Raw genomic sequence first — 510 nt, forward strand, 5'->3', positions numbered from 1 at the left:
CATTATATCTGCACGACAGGCTGTGCGTTTCGGTGCGAAAATCATAGCGCAAAGCGCACGCGCGCTTTACCCTCCAAAATCATGATTCGCCTCGATCCCGCGACCGCCAGCTCCTCTGCGCCGCCCTCCGTTCCGGCGTGGGCGCTCGCGTCCGGCCGTGACGCCAGCGAGATCGACGCCGCCTTCCAGGCCGGCGCCGCCTTGGCGTCGCTGGACGCACTTGCCCGGGCGCAGCCCGCCTGGGCCGGCGCCTGGCGCCAGCGGCTGGCGCTTCGCTGTGCCGCCGCCAGCATGCGGCTCGCCGGCCGGGCCGTGGACGCGGCCGCCCTGCGCGACGCCTGGCCCCTGCGCCCGCCCGGCGCCGATCCCGGCCCCGCCGGCGCTATTTTGGGCGGCTGGCGGCAATTGGCAGCGCAGCCGCCCGTTGCCAGCGCCGATCGGCTCGAAAAGATCGTCGAGATGCTCGGATTCCACTGGGACGGTTCCGCGCTCGCCGCGCTTTCTACGGAG

At 72.2% G+C, this 510-nt stretch carries 1 protein-coding gene; it reads left to right on the forward strand.

The annotated features are described in order from the left end of the window. Positions 1–81 precede the first annotated feature (81 nt). The coding region (locus EN932_RS37600) for a DUF1403 family protein (RefSeq protein WP_128369593.1) at positions 82–510 on the forward strand (429 nt) is incomplete at its 3' end.

Origin of the sequence: Mesorhizobium sp. M7A.F.Ca.US.002.01.1.1, from assembly GCF_004022955.1 — a bacterium.
Lineage (GTDB): Bacteria > Pseudomonadota > Alphaproteobacteria > Rhizobiales > Rhizobiaceae > Mesorhizobium > Mesorhizobium ciceri.